Raw genomic sequence first — 16,661 nt, forward strand, 5'->3', positions numbered from 1 at the left:
CATATGCCGTGATCACACGACATCCATCAAGGCTAGCAGCTCACGCGCCACGTCCTCGACGGAGGTGTTGACCAGGGTTTCGTCGAACTCCGGCTCGGCGGCGAGTTCGATCTTCGCCGCCGCGAGGCGCCGTTCGATCACCTCGGGCGCCTCGGTGCCCCGGCCGGTCAGCCTGCGCACCAGCTCCTCCCAGGAGGGCGGGGCCAGGAACACCAGCTGGGCCTCCGGCATCGACTCGCGCACCTGCCGGGCCCCCTGGAGGTCGATCTCCAGCAGCACGGCCTCGCCCGCCTCCAGCCGCTCCAGCACGGCCGCGCGCGGCGTGCCGTACCGGTTGCCGGCGAACTCGGCCCACTCCAGCAGCTCGCCGTTGGCGATCAGCTTGTCCATCTCCTCGTCGGTGACGAAGAAGTAGTGGACTCCGTGCTTCTCGCCGGGCCGGGGCCTGCGGGTCGTCGCGGACACCGAGAGCCAGACCTCGGGGTGTTGCTTGCGCATATGGGCGACGACCGTGCTCTTGCCGACCCCGGAGGGTCCGGAGAGCACGGTCAGCCGCGGACGTTCACTCATGCAGCGATTATTCCAGCAATCCCGTAGTGCCCGGGACCAGTGGGGCCCCGGGGCCGGCGGGTCAGGAGCCGGTGCTGCCGAACTCGCGCTCGAGGGAGGCGATCTGGTTGGAACCGAGACCGCGCACGCGGCGGCTCTCGGAGATGCCGAGTCGCTCCATGATCTGCTTGGCGCGGACCTTGCCCACGCCGGGCAGGGACTCGAGCAGGGCGGAGACCTTCATCTTGCCGATGACGTCGTTCTCCTGGCCCTGCTTGATGACCTCGTGAAGGGAGGCGCCGGAGTGCTTGAGTCGATTCTTGACCTCGGCCCGCTCCCGGCGAGCCGCGGCGGCCTTTTCGAGCGCGGCTGCGCGCTGTTCGGGGGTAAGGGGCGGAAGAGCCACGCCTACGTCACCTCGGATGTCGAACTGTCGGATACGGACCGGTGAGGAACCTACTGCCCCACACCTGGGGAGCCATGAGCAACACGCCTGCCCGTTCTCCCCCACTGCCTTGAGGGGCGCGGGAGGTGCCCCCACTCGACGGAGACTAGCGGTCAAGTGCGCCGGAGTCAGCGAGAACAGCGGAAAAGTCCTGGTCAGCCTCTGTCAGGACTGGATATTCCAGACATACTGCCCCGGATTCGTGGATGGATCCAGCCTCGAACCCGATCCCGGCCGCCCTCCCGGCCCCCCGGTCACCCTCCGTCCGCGCTCACCGCGCGGTCACGGCCGCCCGGATCTCCTCCGCGAACCGCTCCGCCGCCGTACGCAGCGCCGTCACGTCGGGACCGTGCCGCAGCACCCCCCGGCTGACGTTGGGAACGACATTGCGCACCGCGGCGCCGAACACCCGGGGAAGGTCCGCGGGCGTGGCCCCCTGGGCGCCGATGCCGGGTGCGAGGAGCGGCCCGTTGACGTCCAGGTCGTACGACGACAGGTCGCCCAGGGTCGCCCCGACGACCGCGCCGAAGGACCCGAGGGGCCGCTCCCCGGCGTTCTCGGCGGCGAGGTGGGCGAGCATGGTCGCGCCGACGTTCCGGCCGTCCACGCGGACGGCGTGCTGGACCTCTCCGCCCTCGGGGTTGGAGGTGAGCGCCAGCACGAACAGGCCGGCGCCGTTCTCGCGGGCCAGCGCGACGGCCGGGGAGAGGGAGCCGTAGCCGAGGTACGGGGAGACGGTCAGCGCGTCCGAGAACAGCGGGGCGTCCTTGTGCAGGAAGGACTCGGCGTACGCGGCCATGGTGGAGCCGATGTCGCCGCGCTTGGCGTCCATGACGACCAGCGCGCCGGCCTCCCGCGCCTCCCGCACCGCCGTCTCCAGCACGGCCACGCCGCGCGAGCCGAACCGTTCGAAGAACGCGCTCTGCGGCTTGAGCACGGCGACCCGGTCGGCCATCGCCTCCACGACCGTGCGGCTGAACCGCTCCAGGCCCGCCACGTCGTCGTTCAGACCCCACTCGGTGAGCAGGGAGGCGTGCGGGTCGATGCCGACGCAGAGCGGGCCGCGCTCGTCCATCGCGCGGCGCAGCCGGGCGCCGAAGGGCTCGAGGGAGGTCATGTCGTCGTCTTCCTCACGTCGGCGCCGACCGCGTCGGCGAGGGTGGCGTACGGGCTCGTGCGCAGCCGCGCGGCCAGGCCCTTGTGGATCGCGCGGGCCCAGAAGGGGCCCTCGTAGACGAAGGCGCTGTAGCCCTGGACCAGGGTCGCTCCGGCGAGGATGCGCTGCCAGGCGTCCTCGGCGGTCTCGATGCCGCCGACGCCGACCAGGGTGATCCGGTCGCCCACGCGCGCGTACAGGCGGCGCAGCACCTCCAGGGAGCGTGCCTTGAGGGGGGCGCCGGACAGGCCGCCGGTCTCCCGCACCAGGGCGGGGTCGGAGGTGAGGCCGAGTCCGTCGCGGGCGATGGTGGTGTTGGTGGCGATGATGCCGTCCAGGCCGAGCTCCACCGCGAGGTCGGCGACGCCGTCGACGTCCTCGTCCGCGAGGTCCGGGGCGATCTTCACCAGCAGCGGCACCCGGCGGCCGGGCGTCGCCCGGTCGGCGGCCTCGCGCACGGCGGTCAGCAGCGGGCGCAGGTGCTCGACGGCCTGGAGGTTGCGCAGCCCCGGAGTGTTGGGCGAGGAGACGTTGACGACCAGGTAGTCGGCGTACGGGGCGAGGCGCTCGGCCGACTTCACGTAGTCGGCGACGGCCTCCGCCTCGGGGACGGCCTTCGTCTTGCCGATGTTGACGCCGACGACCGTCCGGAAGACCGGCTCGCGGGCGGCCAGCCGGGCGGCGACGACGAGCGAACCGTCGTTGTTGAAGCCCATGCGGTTGATCAGCGCCCGGTCGGGCACCAGCCGGAACAGCCTTTTTTTGGGGTTGCCCGGCTGGGGCTCCCCGGTCACGGTGCCGATCTCGACGTGGTCGAAGCCGAGCATGGCCATGCCGTCCACGGCGACGGCGTTCTTGTCGAAGCCGGCGGCGAGCCCGAAGGGGCCGTGCATCCGCAGTCCGAGGGCCTCGGTGCGCAGCTCCTTGTAGCGGGGCGCGAGCACGGCGGCGGCGAAGGTGCGCAGCACCGGCACGCGGGCGGCGAGGCGGATCCACCGGAAGGCGAGGTGGTGGGCCTTCTCTGGGTCCATGCGCCGGAAGACGAGGCGGAAGAAGAGCTCGTACATCTTTTGGTGTCCTTCGGGCCCCATGAGGCCTCATGAAGAGGGGGACACCGTTTCCGGTGTCCCCCTCGGGGCTAGCTGCGGGCCGCGGTCAGGTGTTCCGCGTGTTCCTGGAGCGACCGGACGCCCACGTCGCCGCGGTTGAGGGCGTCGATGCCCTGGACCGCCGCGGCGAGCGCCTGGACCGTCGTCAGGCACGGGACCGAGCGGGCCACGGCCGCGGTGCGGATCTCGTAGCCGTCGAGGCGGCCGCCCGTGCCGTACGGAGTGTTGACGATGAGGTCGACCTCGCCGTCGTGGATGAGCTGGACGATGGTCTTCTCGCCGTTCGGGCCCGTGCCCTCGGACTGCTTGCGCACGACGGTGGCGTTGATGCCGTTGCGGCGCAGGACCTCGGCGGTGCCGGAGGTGGCGAGCAGCTCGAAGCCGTGCGCCACCAGCTCGCGCGCAGGAAAGATCATCGACCGCTTGTCGCGGTTGGCGACGGAGATGAAGGCACGGCCCTTGGTGGGCAGCGGGCCGTACGCCCCCGCCTGCGACTTGGCGTACGCGGTGCCGAACACCGAGTCGATGCCCATGACCTCGCCGGTGGAGCGCATCTCCGGGCCGAGGACGGTGTCCACGCCGCGGCCGGAGGTGTCCCGGAAGCGGCTCCAGGGCAGCACGGCCTCCTTGACGGAGATCGGCGCGTCCAGCGGCAGCTCGCCGCCGTCGCCCGTGGCCGGCAGCAGGCCCTCCGCGCGCAGCTCGGCGATGGTGGCGCCGAGCGAGATCCGCGCGGCGGCCTTGGCGAGCGGTACCGCGGTCGCCTTGGAGGTGAAGGGCACCGTGCGCGAGGCGCGCGGGTTGGCCTCCAGGACGTAGAGGATGTCGCCCGCCATGGCGAACTGGATGTTGATCAGACCGCGCACGCCGACGCCGCGCGCGATGGCCTCGGTGGAGGCGCGCAGCCGCTTGATGTCGAAGCCGCCCAGGGTGATGGGGGGCAGCGCGCACGCCGAGTCGCCGGAGTGGATGCCGGCCTCCTCGATGTGCTCCATCACGCCGCCGAGGTACAGCTCCTCGCCGTCGTAGAGGGCGTCGACGTCGATCTCGATGGCGTCGTCCAGGAAGCGGTCGACGAGCACCGGCCGGGAGGGGCTGATCTCGGTCGACTCGGCGATGTAGGTCTCCAGGCGGGCCTCGTCGTAGACGATCTCCATGCCGCGCCCGCCGAGCACGTAGGAGGGCCGGACCAGCACCGGGTAGCCGATCTCGTCGGCGATGGCCTTTGCCTCGGTGAAGGTGGTGGCCGTGCCGTGCTTGGGGGCCGGCAGCCCGGCCTCCTTGAGGACCTGCCCGAACGCGCCGCGGTCCTCGGCGGCGTGGATCGCCTCCGGGGGCGTGCCCACGATCGGCACGCCGTTGTCCTTGAGCGCCTGCGCGAGGCCCAGCGGCGTCTGGCCGCCGAGCTGTACGACGACGCCCGCGACCGGCCCGGCCTGCCGCTCGGCGTGGACGATCTCCAGGACGTCCTCCAGGGTGAGCGGCTCGAAGTACAGCCGGTCGGAGGTGTCGTAGTCGGTGGAGACGGTCTCGGGGTTGCAGTTGACCATCACGGTCTCGTACCCGGCGTCGCTCAGCGCGAAGGAGGCGTGGACGCAGGAGTAGTCGAACTCGATGCCCTGGCCGATGCGGTTGGGGCCGGAGCCCAGAATGATCACGGCGGGCTTCTCGCGCGGGGCGACCTCGGTCTCCTCGTCGTAGGAGGAGTAGAAGTACGGGGTCTTCGCGGCGAACTCGGCGGCGCAGGTGTCGACCGTCTTGTAGACCGGGCGGACGCCGAGCGCATGCCGCACCTCGCGCACGACGTCCTCGCGCAGGCCGCGGATCTCGCCGATCTGCTGGTCGGAGAAGCCGTGCCGCTTGGCCTCGGCCAGCAGCTCGGCGGTCAGCTCGGGCGCCTCGGCCAGTTCGTCGGCGATCTCCTTGAGGAGGAACAGCTGGTCCACGAACCAGGGGTCGATCTTCGTGTAGGCGAAGACCTCCTCGGGCGTGGCCCCCGCGCGGATGGCCGCCATGACGGTGTTGATCCGGCCGTCGGTCGGCCGGACCGAGGCGCGCAGCAGCTCCTCCTTGTCACCGGTCTCGCCGGTGAAGGCGAACTGGCTGCCCTTCTTCTCCAGCGAGCGCAGCGCCTTCTGGAACGCCTCGGTGAAGTTGCGGCCGATGGCCATGGCCTCGCCGACCGACTTCATGGTGGTGGTCAGCGTGGAGTCGGCCTGCGGGAACTTCTCGAAGGCGAAGCGGGGCGCCTTGACGACCACGTAGTCGAGGGTCGGCTCGAAGGAGGCCGGGGTCTCCTGCGTGATGTCGTTGGGGATCTCGTCCAGGGTGTAGCCCACGGCGAGCTTGGCGGCGATCTTGGCGATGGGGAAGCCGGTCGCCTTGGAGGCGAGCGCCGAGGAGCGGGACACGCGCGGGTTCATCTCGATGACGATGACCCGGCCGTCCTCGGGGTTCACCGCGAACTGGATGTTGCAGCCGCCGGTGTCGACGCCGACCTCGCGGATGACGGCGATGCCGATGTCGCGCAGGGTCTGGTACTCGCGGTCGGTGAGCGTCATCGCCGGGGCGACGGTGATGGAGTCGCCGGTGTGCACGCCCATGGGGTCGAAGTTCTCGATGGAGCAGACGACCACGACGTTGTCGTGCTTGTCGCGCATCAGCTCCAGCTCGTACTCCTTCCAGCCGAGGATGGACTCCTCCAGGAGGACCTCGGTGGTCGGCGAGAGGGTGAGGCCCTGACCGGCGATGCGGCGCAGCTCCTCCTCGTCGTGGGCGAAGCCGGAGCCGGCGCCGCCCATGGTGAAGGAGGGGCGGACGACGACGGGGTAGCCGCCGAGCGTCTCGACGCCGGCGAGGACGTCGTCCATGGAGTGGCAGATGACCGAGCGGGCGGACTCGCCGTGCCCGATCTTCTTGCGGACCTCCTCGACGACCTCCTTGAACCGGTCGCGGTCCTCGCCCTTGTGGATGGCCTCGACGTTGGCGCCGATCAGTTCGACGCCGTACTTCTCCAGGACGCCGTTCTCGTGCAGCGAGATGGCGGTGTTCAGGGCCGTCTGGCCGCCCAGGGTGGGCAGCAGGGCGTCGGGGCGCTCCTTGGCGATGATCTTCTCGACGAACTCGGGGGTGATCGGCTCGACGTAGGTGGCGTCGGCGATCTCCGGGTCGGTCATGATCGTCGCCGGGTTGGAGTTGACCAGGATGACGCGCAGGCCCTCGGCCTTGAGCACGCGGCACGCCTGGGTGCCGGAGTAGTCGAACTCGGCGGCCTGGCCGATGACGATCGGGCCGGAGCCGATGACCAGGACGGACTGGATATCGGTGCGCTTAGGCACGCTGGCCCTCCATCAGGGAAACGAAGCGGTCGAACAGGTAGGCGGCGTCGTGCGGGCCGGCTGCCGCTTCGGGGTGGTACTGGACGCTGAAAGCCGGCTTGTCGAGCAGTTGGAGGCCCTCCACCACGTTGTCGTTGAGGCAGACGTGGGAGACCTCGGCGCGCCCGTAGGGGGTCTCGGAGACCTGGTCGAGCGGGGCGTCGACGGCGAAGCCGTGGTTGTGCGCGGTGACCTCGACCTTGCCCGTGGTGCGGTCCTGCACGGGCTGGTTGATGCCGCGGTGGCCGTACTTCAGCTTGTAGGTGCCGAAGCCGAGCGCGCGGCCCAGGATCTGGTTGCCGAAGCAGATGCCGAACAGGGGCGTGCCGCGCTCCAGGACGCCCCGCATCACGGAGACGGGGTGGTCGGCGGTGGCGGGGTCGCCGGGGCCGTTGGAGAAGAAGACGCCGTCGGGGTTCACGGCGTAGACGTCGTCCACGGTCGCGGTGGCGGGCAGGACGTGCACCTCGATGCCGCGCTCGGCCATGCGGTGCGGGGTCATGCCCTTGATGCCGAGGTCGACGGCGGCGACGGTGAACCTCTTCTCGCCGATCGCGGGGACGACGTACGGCTCGGTGGTGGCGACCTCGGCGGAGAGGTCGGCGCCCTTCATCTCGGGCGCCTCCTGCACGCGGGCGAGCAGGGTGGCGTCGTCGCGGACGGCGTCGCCGCTGAAGATGCCGACGCGCATGGCGCCGCGCTCGCGCAGGTGCCGGGTGAGGGCGCGGGTGTCGACGCCGCTGATGCCGACGACGCCCTGGGCGGCCAGTTCCTCGTCGAGGGAGCGGCGGGAGCGCCAGTTGGAGGGCACGCGCGCGGGGTCGCGCACGACGTAGCCGGAGACCCAGATCCGCTTCGACTCGGCGTCCTCGTCGTTGACGCCGGTGTTGCCGACGTGCGGGGCGGTCATCACGACGACCTGGCGGTGGTACGAGGGGTCGGTGAGGGTCTCCTGGTATCCGGTCATGCCGGTGGAGAACACGGCCTCGCCGAAGGTCTCCCCCACGGCCCCGTAGGCGCGGCCGCGGAAGATCCGGCCGTCCTCCAGGACGAGTACGGCGGGAGCCTGGGCGGTTCCCCGGGTGGAGGTCGTCATCGTTCGGCGCCTTCCGTGTCGTTGGTCTTGGTCATGGAGTTGATCGCGGCGACCCACTCGGGGTGCTCGGCCGCCCGGTCGGAGCGGAAGCCGGAGTCGATCAGCCGGTCGCCGTGGGCCCACGTCACCACGAGCAGTCCGCCCTCGGTGAGCACCTTGCCGGCGATGCCCTTGTCGAGCCGGGCCTCGCGCAGTGCGGAGGCCGGGACGAAGAAGTCGGCCGCGCCGGGGCGTACGACGTCCAGTCCCGCGTCCGTCAGCGTGAGCTCGGCCCTGCTGCGGGTGCCCAGGCCGTGCGCCACGATGCGGTCGAGCCACTGGCCGGCGGTGGTGGAGCCGTGGTAGCGGCCGCTCATGCTCAGTTTCACCGGGCCCGTCTCTTCCGGCGCGGTGAGCAGCTCGGGCAGGTCGCTCTGGAGCGTGCCGCGCCACTTCCAGCCCTCGCGCATCAGCCAGTAGACGAGCGCGACGAAGAGGGCGAGCCCGACGACCCAGCCGATGCGGGCGGCCCAGTCGGTCACTTCCGCCGATTCCTTCTCGGCGGCCAGCAGGATTACGGATGTCATGTGAGCTCCCCGTCGACGAGCGTGGCCTTGCCCCGCAGCCAGGTGTGCGTGACACGGCCCGGCAGCTCGCGACCCTCGTAGGGGGTGTTGCGGCTGCGCGAGGCGAAGCCCGCGGGGTTCACCGGCCCACGGTATGCCGTGTCCACGAGCGTGAGGTTGGCGGGCTCACCAACCGAGACGGGACGGCCGTGTCCGGCGGCCCGGCCGATCTCGGCGGGCTTGAAGGACATCCGGTCGGCGACGCCCGCCCAGTCCAGCAGACCGGTGTCGACCATGGTCTCCTGCACCACCGACAGTGCGGTCTCCAGGCCGACCATGCCCATGGCGGCGGCGGCCCACTCGCAGTCCTTGTCCTCGTGCGGGTGCGGGGCGTGGTCGGTGGCGACGATGTCGATGGTGCCGTCGGCGAGGGCCTCGCGCAGCGCGCGCACGTCCCGCTCGGTGCGCAGCGGCGGGTTGACCTTGTAGACGGGGTTGTAGGTGCGCACCAGCTCGTCGGTGAGCAGCAGGTGGTGCGGGGTGACCTCGGCGGTGACCTGGATGCCACGGGACTTGGCCCAGCGGACGATCTCCACGGACCCGGCGGTGGACAGGTGGCAGATGTGCACGCGGGAGCCGACGTGCTCGGCGAGCAGCACGTCCCGCGCGATGACCGACTCCTCGGCGACGGCCGGCCAGCCCCCGAGCCCCAGCTCGGCGGAGACGACGCCCTCGTTCATCTGGGCGCCCTCGGTCAGCCGCGGCTCCTGCGCGTGCTGGGCGACGACGCCGCCGAAGGCCTTCACGTACTCCAGCGCGCGGCGCATGATCACGGCGTCGTGGACGCACTTGCCGTCGTCGGAGAAGACGGTGACGCCGGCCGCGGACTCGTGCATGGCGCCCAGCTCGGCGAGCTTCTGGCCGTCCAGGCCGACGGTGACGGCGCCGATGGGCTGGACGTCGCAGTAGCCGTGTTCCCGGCCGAGCCGCCAGACCTGCTCGACGACGCCGGCGGTGTCGGCGACCGGGAAGGTGTTGGCCATGGCGAACACCGCGGTGTAACCGCCGCTCGCCGCCGCGCGGGTGCCGGTGAGGACGGTCTCGGAGTCCTCCCGGCCGGGCTCGCGCAGATGGGTGTGCAGGTCGACCAGGCCCGGCAGCAGCACCTTGCCGCCTGCCTCGACGACCTCGGCGTCCTCGGCGGGCAGTCCGGCTCCGACGGCCGCGATGGTCTCGCCGTCGATCAGGACGTCCTGCGGCTCGCCGCCGAGCACCCGCGCACCACGGATCAGGATCTTGCTCATGGTCGGTTACTTCTCCTCGGTGGAACGGGCGGGGGTGGCGGCGGGGACGTTCTTGGAGTCGAAGACCGCGCCGCCGAGCAGCAGGTAGAGGACGGCCATGCGGATGGAGACGCCGTTGGCGACCTGCTCGACGACCGTGCAGCGGTCGGAGTCGGCGACCTCGGCGGTGATCTCCATGCCGCGGACCATGGGGCCGGGGTGCATCACGACGGCGTGCTCGGGCATCCGCGCCATGCGCTCGCCGTCGAGGCCGTAGCGGCGGGAGTACTCGCGCTCGGTGGGGAAGAACGCGGCGTTCATCCGTTCGCGCTGGACGCGCAGCATCATCACCGCGTCGGACTTGGGCAGGGTGCTGTCGAGGTCGTAGGAGACCTCGCAGGGCCAGCTCTCGATGCCGACCGGCACCAGGGTCGGCGGGGCGACCAGGGTGACCTCGGCGCCGAGGGTGTGCAGGAGGTCGACGTTGGAGCGGGCGACCCGGCTGTGCAGGACGTCGCCGACGATGGTGACGCGCTTGCCGGCGAGGTCCCGGCCGAGCCCGGCGTCCCGGCCGACGAGGCGGCGGCGCATGGTGAACGCGTCGAGCAGCGCCTGGGTGGGGTGCTGGTGGGTGCCGTCGCCGGCGTTGATGACGGCCGCGTCGATCCAGCCGGAGTTCGCCAGCCGGTACGGGGCCCCGGAGGCGCCGTGCCGGATGACGACGGCGTCGACGCCCATGGCCTCCAGGGTCTGCGCGGTGTCCTTGAGGGATTCGCCCTTGGACACGCTGGAGCCCTTGGCGGAGAAGTTGATGACGTCCGCCGACAGCCGCTTCTCGGCGGCCTCGAAGGAGATCCGGGTCCGGGTGGAGTCCTCGAAGAAGAGGTTCACGACGGTGCGGCCGCGCAGGGTCGGCAGCTTCTTGATCGGCCGGTCGGCCACCCGGGACATCTCCTCGGCGGTGTCGAGGATCAGGACGGCGTCGTCGCGGGTGAGGTCGGCGGCCGAGATGAGATGACGCTGCATCTGTCAGGCTCCGTAAGGCAGTTCATTGAGGAGATTTCGGGCGTGCGAGGGCGTGCCGAACGGGCGCGCGGCGGCGCCGCGCGCGCTTCGGGTGTTACTGCCGCTCGCCCGGTGCGGCCTGCTGGACGCCGAGCAGCACGGTGTCGCGACCGTCCTCCTCGGCGAGCTGGACCTTGACCGTCTCCCGCAGCGACGTGGGGAGGTTCTTGCCGACGTAGTCGGCGCGGATGGGCAGTTCGCGGTGGCCCCGGTCGACCAGGACCGCGAGCTGCACGGCGCGCGGTCGCCCGATGTCGTTCAGGGCGTCGAGGGCGGCGCGGATGGTGCGGCCGGAGAAGAGCACGTCGTCCACGAGGACGACCAGCCTGCCGTCGATGCCGTCGCCGGGGATGTCCGTGCGGGCCAGCGCGCGCGGGGGGTGCATGCGCAGGTCGTCGCGGTACATGGTGATGTCCAGCGAACCGCAGGGCACCTTGCGCTCGGTGATCTGCTCGAGCTTGACGGCGAGCCGCTGGGCGAGGAAGACGCCGCGGGTGGGGATGCCGAGGAGCACCACGTCGTCGGCGCCCTTGGCGCGCTCGACGATCTCGTGGGCGATGCGGGTCAGTACCCGCGCGATGTCGGGCCCTTCGAGCACGGGCCTGGCATCGGACGCTTGCGTGTCCATACGAAACGGACCTCCTTCTCCGCCTCACGGGACGGACCTTAAAGGACGTCGGGATTGCGTCCTCCACGGTAGCAGGCCGCCGGGGCCGCGCTCAGGGGGCCCCAGGGCCGGTGTCCAGTCACCCGGACGGCGCAATGGGGTCCGAGGAGCGCGGAAGCGTCGGTGCGGACCATTCGGCTTGACGCGGCAGAGTAACGCTGCGTAACCTCACAGTGAGTTACCAGCCGCGCGGCTCGCAACACTGCAGGCCGCGTCGACACAGTGTCCGGGGAGCCATATGTCCAGCGAATACGCCAAACAGCTCGGGGCCAAGCTCCGGGCCATCCGCACCCAGCAGGGCCTTTCCCTCCACGGTGTCGAGGAGAAGTCCCAGGGACGCTGGAAGGCCGTCGTGGTCGGTTCGTACGAGCGCGGCGACCGCGCCGTGACCGTGCAGCGACTCGCCGAGCTGGCGGATTTCTACGGCGTTCCCGTGCAGGAACTCCTCCCGGGCACCACCCCCGGCGGCGCGGCCGAGCCCCCGCCGAAGCTGGTCCTGGACCTGGAGCGGCTGGCCACGGTGCCGGCCGAGAAGGCGGGCCCGCTCCAGCGCTACGCCGCGACGATCCAGTCCCAGCGCGGTGACTACAACGGCAAGGTCCTCTCGATCCGCCAGGACGACCTGCGCACACTCGCCGTCATCTACGACCAGTCCCCCTCGGTCCTCACCGAGCAGCTGATCAGCTGGGGCGTGCTGGACGCGGACGCGCGCCGCGCGGTGACCCACGAGGACAGCTGACCGCGACACGGGCAGCCCGCAGAAACGTACCGCCGGGGTGGTCCGGACCTACTCGGTCCGGACCACCCCGGCGGTTTCCTGTGCGTCGTCGCTCGGGCCGGGGCCCTGCGGCGGGACTAGTCCCGCCGCAGGGACGGCTTGAGTTCCTTGAGCCGTCCGAGCAGGCCGTTGACGAACGCCGGCGACTCGTCCGTGGAGAACTCCTTGGCCAGCTGCACCATCTCGTCCAGCACGACGGCGTCCGGCGTCTCGTCGACCCAGATCAGCTCGTAGGCGCCGAGGCGGAGGATGTTGCGGTCCACGACCGGCATCCGGTCGAGCGTCCACCCGACCGAGTACTGGCCGAGCAGCTCGTCGATACGGCCCGCGTGCTGCGCGTACCCCTCGACCAGCTGCATCGTGTACTCGCTCACCGGCGGCTGCCGGGTGTCGGTCCGGGAGTGCCGGATCCAGTCCGCGAGGACCGTGAGGACGTCGGCTCCGCGCTGGTCGCCCTCGAAGAGGATCTGGAAGGCGCGCTTGCGGGCCGTGTTGCGGGCAGCCACGGTTAGCTGTTCACCCGGCCGAGGTAGTCGCTCGTACGGGTGTCGACCTTGATCTTCTCGCCGGTGGTGATGAAGAGCGGGACCTGGATCTGGTGGCCGGTCTCCAGGGTGGCGGGCTTGGTGCCGCCGGTGGAGCGGTCGCCCTGGACGCCGGGCTCGGTCTCCTGGACGGTCAGTTCGACGGCGGCCGGCAGCTCGACGAAGAGCACCTCGCCCTCGTGCTGGGCGACGGTGGCGGTGAAGCCCTCGATCAGGAAGTTGGCGGCGTCGCCGACGGCCTTGCGGTCGACCATGAGCTGGTCGTAGGTCTCCATGTCCATGAAGACGAAGTACTCGCCGTCCATGTAGGAGAACTGCATGTCGCGCTTGTCGACGGTGGCCGTCTCGACCTTGACGCCGGCGTTGAAGGTCTTGTCGACGACCTTGCCGGAAAGCACGTTCTTGAGCTTGGTGCGCACGAATGCCGGGCCCTTGCCGGGCTTGACGTGCTGGAACTCGACGACGGACCAGAGCTGGCCGCCTTCGAGCTTGAGCACCATGCCGTTCTTGAGGTCGTTCGTGGAAGCCACGGTTGCGGAATCTCCTGGACTGACGTGGACGACCCCGGGGCAGGCGCCCAGCGCGAGGCTAGAGCGCGAGCAGCTCCTTGGTCGTGATGGTGAGTAGCTCGGGTCCGCCGTCCGCCTCGGGGCGCACGACGAGCGTGTCATCGATCCGGACACCGCCCCGGCCCGGGAGGTGGACCCCCGGTTCGACGGTGACCGGCACGCAAGCGTCCAGTTTACCCATGGCTGTGGGGGCGATCCGAGGGTCCTCGTGGATTTCGAGTCCGACGCCGTGTCCGGTCAGCTCCGGCAGCCCTTCTCCGTAACCCGCCGAGGCCAGTACCTGGCGTGCGGCGCGGTCGACGTCGCGGTGGGCGGCGCCCGGTGCCAGCGACTCGCGTCCGGCGCGCTGGGCGGCGAAGACCAGGTCGTACAGCTCGATCTGCCAGTCGGCGGGGCTGGTGCCGATGACGAAGGTGCGGCCGATCTCGCAGCGGTAGCCCCGGTAGGCGGCGCCGAGGCAGACGGTGAGGAAGTCGCCTTCCTCCACCCGCCGGTCGGTGGGCCGGTGGCCGCGCCGGCCGGAGTGCGGGCCCGTCGCGACGGAGGTGGGGAAGGCACGGCCGTCGGCGCCGTGGTCGACCAGCCGCCGTTCGAGTTCGAGGGCGAGGTGGCGTTCGGTGCGCCCGACGAGGATGGACTCCAGCAGTTCGCCGAGGGCCTGGTCGGCGATCTCCGCGCCGATGCGCAGACAGGAGATCTCCTCCTCGTCCTTGACCACCCTCAGCTGCTCGACCGCGCCGCCGAGGTCGGCCAGCCGCAGCGCGGGCGCGACGGAGCCGATGGCCCGGTGCCTGGCCACGGTGAGGTGGTGCTCCTCGACCGCGAGGGAGTCGGCGCCCTGCTCCGCGGCGAGGCCGGCGGCCGCGACGGCCGGGTCGCCGCCGGGGCCGGGCAGGGTGTGCACCCGCAGGTTCTCGTCGGGGCGTCCCTGCGGCGGCGGACGGTCGTCGGGCGGGCCGGCGACCACCAGCAGGTCCTCGCGCCTGCCCAGCAGCAGCGCGGCGCCGTGCGGCGCGGCGCCCGCGAGGTAGCGCACGTTGGCGGGTCGGGAGACCAGCGCCGCCGCGCTGCCTCCCGCGTTGCACCGCTCACGTAGCCGCGTCCGGCGGGCCGCGTACACCTCTGACATGTGCCGAGCGTAAGAGCTCGGCCGGGGCCGCGCCGGTCGGGAGGGGCCGAGTGGAGCAGCGGCCGGACGCCGGGCGGCGGACCGGCCGGGGTCAGCGTGCTCCTACCACTGCGGCGGGCTGGCGATCGACCGGGCCAGCACCTCGTCCAGGACCCGGGCCGTGCCCTCGACGTCGAGCTGGGAGTTGTCGATGATCGGCAGCCCGGAGCCGTACCAGCCGGCCATGCGGCCGTGTATCCGGGCGACCTCCTCGTCGCTGAGGCGGCGGTTGCCGCTGCGCTCGGCGTTGCGCTCCAGCACGATGTCGAGGCCCGGCAGCAGGACGACGGGGAGCAGGCCCGGTCCGACGTGCCGCTTCCAGCCGCCGAGGCCGACGACCGGGCGGTCGGGGAAGACGGCGTCGTCGAGGATGCAGGAGATGCCGTTGGCGAGGAAGTTGCGGGCGGCGAAGCCGCAGGTGCGGCGGGCGAGGCGGTATTGGGCCTCGGAGTTCTCGTTCCACCCGGACTGCGGGTCGGCGAAGCCGGAGCGCACCCATTCGCGGACGTCGTCCAGGCTGATGTGGGCCGTGGGCACCCGGCGGTGGTCGGCCCAGTACTTGGCGACGCTGGTCTTGCCGGCGCCCGCCGGGCCTATCAGGAGCACCGCGAGGGTCGTGGTCGCCGGGTTGGGGGCGGCCACGGCGGGCGGGGCGCTCGGCACGCCGACGGGGCCGCCGGGCGGCAGCGGTACGTGGCCGGTGGCGTCCTGCGGGACCGGGGCCGCGACGGTGTGCCCCGGCGCGGGCGGGACCGGCGGGACGGGTCCGGTGGGCGGTGGTACGGCGAAGCCGGGCGGGGAGGGCGGGGGCGGCACGGCGCCGGGGTGCGGGGGTCCGGGCGGCGGCCCCGGCTGTTGGTGGTCCGGGTGATGTGCGGCCGGCGACCAGCCGGCGTCCGGTCCGTGCCCCGGCTGATGGGGCGGCGGCAGCGGAGACCCCACTGCGTGCTGCATCCGGTGCCACTCCGTCTCGTACAGGCGATTGGCGCTGGCAGCGGGGCGCCTGCCCCGCTTCCTACCGAACGGTACCGTCCCCGGCCGCCGTTTGGTGAACGGCGGCCGGGGAGTCGGCCTTGGCGGCGCGGGCTACTGGCCGACCTCGCCGTAGGCGGCGAGAAGTACGGCCGGGTCGGGGCCCTCCAGGATGGTGGGCTTGGCGAGGCCGTCCAGGACGACGAAGCGCAGCAGGTCGCCGCGGGACTTCTTGTCGACCTTCATGTTCTGGAGCAGCTTGGGCCACTGGTCGTAGCGGTAGTGCAGCGGCAGGCCGACCGCTTCCAGGATGGTGCGGTGCCGGTCGGCGGTCGCGTCGTCCAGCCGGCCCGCGAGGCGGCCGAGTTCGGCGGCGAAGTGCATGCCCACGGCGACCGCGGCGCCGTGCCGCCACTTGTAGCGCTCGTTCTTCTCGATGGCGTGCCCGAGGGTGTGGCCGTAGTTGAGGATCTCCCGCAGTCCGGCCTCCTTGAGGTCGCTGGAGACCACGTCGGCCTTGACCCGGATCGACCGCTCGATCAGCTCGGCGGTGTGCGGGCCGGACGGGGTGCGGGCGGCCTCGGGGTCGCTCTCGATGAGTTCGAGGATGACCGGGTCGGCGATGAATCCGGCCTTGATGATCTCCGCGAGTCCGGAGACGTAGTCGTTGACCGGGAGGGAGTCGAGCGCCGCGAGGTCGCACAGCACGCCCGCGGGCGGGTGGAAGGCTCCGACGAGGTTCTTGCCCTCGGCGGTGTTGATGCCGGTCTTGCCGCCGACGGCCGCGTCGACCATGGCGAGCACGGTCGTCGGTACGGCGATCCAGCGCACCCCGCGCAGCCAGGTCGCGGCGACGAACCCGGCGAGGTCCGTGGTGGCGCCGCCGCCGACGCCGACGATGACGTCGGTGCGGGTGAAGCCGGACTGCCCGAGCGCCTTCCAGCAGTAGGCGGCGACCTCGGCAGTCTTGGCCTCCTCGGCGTTGGGCACCTGGATGGCGACGGCCTCGAAGCCCTGATCGGCCAGGTCGGTGCGGAGCGCCTCGCCGGTCTCGGCGAGCGCCTCGGGGTGGATGACGGCGACCCGCTGGGCCTTCTCGCCGAGCAGCCCGGCGAGTTCCCCGAGCAGACGGTGGCCCACCAGGACGTCGTAGGGGTCGGAGCCCGCCGTGCCGCCGACCCGGATCCGCGTCGTCTCGCTCATGCTTCCTTCAACTCCAGGGCGTTGAGCACTTCTCGGACAACCTCTTCGGGGGTGCGGCCGTCGGTGGATACGACCGCGCTGGCCACTTCCTCGTACAGGTGGCGCCGGGCCTCCATCAACTCCCGCCACTGCTT

The 16,661-nt window shown here is 71.5% G+C and carries 17 protein-coding genes; 1 reads left to right on the top strand and 16 read right to left on the bottom strand.

Annotated features, from left to right (window positions below; all coding sequences use genetic code 11):
• Positions 1–12: 12 nt before the first annotated feature.
• The 10 genes from gmk to pyrR form a co-directional block, all read right to left on the bottom strand.
• Complete coding sequence (gene gmk, locus ABZY13_RS29415) at positions 13–570, bottom strand: guanylate kinase (protein WP_356636051.1); 558 nt, start codon at positions 568–570, stop codon at positions 13–15.
• A 61-nt stretch (positions 571–631) separates the two neighbouring features.
• Positions 632–955: an integration host factor gene (locus ABZY13_RS29420; protein ID WP_003977346.1), complete on the bottom strand. Its 324-nt coding sequence runs from the start codon at positions 953–955 to the stop codon at positions 632–634.
• A gap of 310 nt (positions 956–1,265) precedes the next feature.
• Positions 1,266–2,111: an orotidine-5'-phosphate decarboxylase gene (gene pyrF, locus ABZY13_RS29425; RefSeq protein WP_356636053.1), complete on the bottom strand. Its 846-nt coding sequence runs from the start codon at positions 2,109–2,111 to the stop codon at positions 1,266–1,268.
• Positions 2,108–3,217: a quinone-dependent dihydroorotate dehydrogenase gene (locus tag ABZY13_RS29430; RefSeq protein WP_356636055.1), complete on the bottom strand. Its 1,110-nt coding sequence runs from the start codon at positions 3,215–3,217 to the stop codon at positions 2,108–2,110. The genes pyrF and ABZY13_RS29430 overlap by 4 nt, the downstream gene beginning before the upstream one ends.
• A 71-nt stretch (positions 3,218–3,288) precedes the next feature.
• Entirely contained in the window at positions 3,289–6,597 is a 3,309-nt protein-coding gene (carB, locus tag ABZY13_RS29435) for a carbamoyl-phosphate synthase large subunit (protein ID WP_356636057.1), read from the bottom strand.
• Positions 6,590–7,732, bottom strand: a complete 1,143-nt coding sequence (gene carA / locus ABZY13_RS29440; RefSeq protein WP_356636059.1) for a glutamine-hydrolyzing carbamoyl-phosphate synthase small subunit — start codon at positions 7,730–7,732, stop codon at positions 6,590–6,592. Before carA ends, carB begins: the two co-directional genes overlap by 8 nt.
• Positions 7,729–8,298 carry a hypothetical protein gene (locus ABZY13_RS29445; protein ID WP_356636061.1) on the bottom strand — a complete coding sequence of 190 codons (570 nt, stop codon included), beginning with the start codon at positions 8,296–8,298 and terminating at the stop codon, positions 7,729–7,731. The genes carA and ABZY13_RS29445 overlap by 4 nt, the downstream gene beginning before the upstream one ends.
• The gene (locus tag ABZY13_RS29450) at positions 8,295–9,581 is read right to left on the bottom strand and encodes a dihydroorotase (protein ID WP_356636063.1); all 1,287 of its coding nucleotides are present in this window, start codon (positions 9,579–9,581) and stop codon (positions 8,295–8,297) included. The genes ABZY13_RS29445 and ABZY13_RS29450 overlap by 4 nt, the downstream gene beginning before the upstream one ends.
• Positions 9,582–9,587: 6 nt before the next feature.
• Positions 9,588–10,586 (bottom strand): aspartate carbamoyltransferase catalytic subunit, encoded by a 999-nt coding sequence (locus tag ABZY13_RS29455; RefSeq protein WP_356636065.1) that lies wholly within the window; start codon positions 10,584–10,586, stop codon positions 9,588–9,590.
• Positions 10,587–10,680: 94 nt separating this feature from the next.
• Entirely contained in the window at positions 10,681–11,253 is a 573-nt protein-coding gene (gene pyrR, locus ABZY13_RS29460) for a bifunctional pyr operon transcriptional regulator/uracil phosphoribosyltransferase PyrR (RefSeq protein WP_356636067.1), read from the bottom strand.
• Positions 11,254–11,530: 277 nt separating this feature from the next.
• Between pyrR and bldD the strand changes: the two genes are divergently transcribed.
• The gene (gene bldD, locus ABZY13_RS29465) at positions 11,531–12,031 is read left to right on the top strand and encodes a transcriptional regulator BldD (RefSeq protein ID WP_356636069.1); all 501 of its coding nucleotides are present in this window, start codon (positions 11,531–11,533) and stop codon (positions 12,029–12,031) included.
• Positions 12,032–12,147: 116 nt separating this feature from the next.
• Here bldD and nusB read toward each other — a convergent pair whose 3' ends face one another.
• From nusB to ABZY13_RS29495, 6 genes are all read right to left on the bottom strand, one after another.
• Complete coding sequence (gene nusB / locus ABZY13_RS29470) at positions 12,148–12,576, bottom strand: transcription antitermination factor NusB (RefSeq protein ID WP_356636071.1); 429 nt, start codon at positions 12,574–12,576, stop codon at positions 12,148–12,150.
• 2 nt (positions 12,577–12,578) lie between these two features.
• The gene (efp, locus tag ABZY13_RS29475; protein WP_043498973.1) at positions 12,579–13,145 is read right to left on the bottom strand and encodes an elongation factor P; all 567 of its coding nucleotides are present in this window, start codon (positions 13,143–13,145) and stop codon (positions 12,579–12,581) included.
• Between the two features lie 58 nt (positions 13,146–13,203).
• Positions 13,204–14,313 carry an aminopeptidase P family protein gene (locus ABZY13_RS29480; RefSeq protein WP_356636073.1) on the bottom strand — a complete coding sequence of 370 codons (1,110 nt, stop codon included), beginning with the start codon at positions 14,311–14,313 and terminating at the stop codon, positions 13,204–13,206.
• A gap of 102 nt (positions 14,314–14,415) precedes the next feature.
• A complete protein-coding gene (locus ABZY13_RS29485; RefSeq protein ID WP_356636075.1) occupies positions 14,416–15,306 on the bottom strand; it encodes a Pro-rich N-terminal domain-containing protein in 891 nt (296 codons plus the stop codon).
• A gap of 132 nt (positions 15,307–15,438) precedes the next feature.
• Complete coding sequence (gene aroB / locus ABZY13_RS29490; RefSeq protein ID WP_356636077.1) at positions 15,439–16,527, bottom strand: 3-dehydroquinate synthase; 1,089 nt, start codon at positions 16,525–16,527, stop codon at positions 15,439–15,441.
• Positions 16,524–16,661 (bottom strand): shikimate kinase (locus tag ABZY13_RS29495; RefSeq protein ID WP_356636083.1); only part of this gene is annotated, 138 nt, incomplete at its 5' end. The genes ABZY13_RS29495 and aroB, both read right to left, overlap by 4 nt.

Origin of the sequence: Streptomyces sp. NPDC006610 (assembly GCF_040611575.1) — a bacterium.
Lineage (GTDB): Bacteria > Actinomycetota > Actinomycetes > Streptomycetales > Streptomycetaceae > Streptomyces.

What these genes read in the sequence shown, in the direction of transcription:
- gmk (WP_356636051.1), bottom strand. Translation starts at nt 570, where the DNA reads ATGAGTGAACGTCCGCGGCTGACCGTGCTCTCCGGACCCTCCGGGGTC.
- pyrF (WP_356636053.1), bottom strand. Translation starts at nt 2,111, where the DNA reads ATGACCTCCCTCGAGCCCTTCGGCGCCCGGCTGCGCCGCGCGATGGAC.
- ABZY13_RS29455 (WP_356636065.1), bottom strand. Translation starts at nt 10,586, where the DNA reads ATGCAGCGTCATCTCATCTCGGCCGCCGACCTCACCCGCGACGACGCC.
- aroB (WP_356636077.1), bottom strand. Translation starts at nt 16,527, where the DNA reads ATGAGCGAGACGACGCGGATCCGGGTCGGCGGCACGGCGGGCTCCGAC.
- ABZY13_RS29430 (WP_356636055.1), bottom strand. Translation starts at nt 3,217, where the DNA reads ATGTACGAGCTCTTCTTCCGCCTCGTCTTCCGGCGCATGGACCCAGAG.
- carA (WP_356636059.1), bottom strand. Translation starts at nt 7,732, where the DNA reads ATGACGACCTCCACCCGGGGAACCGCCCAGGCTCCCGCCGTACTCGTC.
- bldD (WP_356636069.1), top strand. Translation starts at nt 11,531, where the DNA reads ATGTCCAGCGAATACGCCAAACAGCTCGGGGCCAAGCTCCGGGCCATC.
- pyrR (WP_356636067.1), bottom strand. Translation starts at nt 11,253, where the DNA reads ATGGACACGCAAGCGTCCGATGCCAGGCCCGTGCTCGAAGGGCCCGAC.
- ABZY13_RS29480 (WP_356636073.1), bottom strand. Translation starts at nt 14,313, where the DNA reads ATGTCAGAGGTGTACGCGGCCCGCCGGACGCGGCTACGTGAGCGGTGC.
- ABZY13_RS29450 (WP_356636063.1), bottom strand. Translation starts at nt 9,581, where the DNA reads ATGAGCAAGATCCTGATCCGTGGTGCGCGGGTGCTCGGCGGCGAGCCG.
- ABZY13_RS29445 (WP_356636061.1), bottom strand. Translation starts at nt 8,298, where the DNA reads ATGACATCCGTAATCCTGCTGGCCGCCGAGAAGGAATCGGCGGAAGTG.
- ABZY13_RS29485 (WP_356636075.1), bottom strand. Translation starts at nt 15,306, where the DNA reads ATGCAGCACGCAGTGGGGTCTCCGCTGCCGCCGCCCCATCAGCCGGGG.